The following is a 255-nucleotide window of genomic DNA, read 5'->3' on the forward strand; positions in this document are numbered from 1 at the left end:
TGAATCAATCCAGGTTGTGGACGTTTGTTGCGCACTGCACGCCAGAGCGCCTGCGCAGTCAAGGCTTGCGTCATTCGCTCTCCCATGGCGTAGCCAACAATCTCGCAGGTATACACATCCTTGATCCATGCCAGATAAAGCCATCCTTCTCCAGTGCTGATATAGGTGATATCAGTCAGCCATACTTGGTTTGGACGGCTTGGAGCAAATGTCTGATTCAATAAATTCGATGCAACAGGAAGAGAGTGATTCGAG

General features: G+C 49.4%; 1 protein-coding gene. It reads right to left on the bottom strand.

Annotated features, from left to right (window positions below; all coding sequences use genetic code 11):
• A partial coding sequence (locus ACO0LL_RS30435; RefSeq protein ID WP_422954553.1) for a DDE-type integrase/transposase/recombinase occupies positions 1-255 on the bottom strand: 255 nt, incomplete at both ends.

Source organism: Undibacterium sp. TC4M20W (assembly GCF_049340245.1).
Classification (GTDB): Bacteria; Pseudomonadota; Gammaproteobacteria; order Burkholderiales; family Burkholderiaceae_D; genus Undibacterium.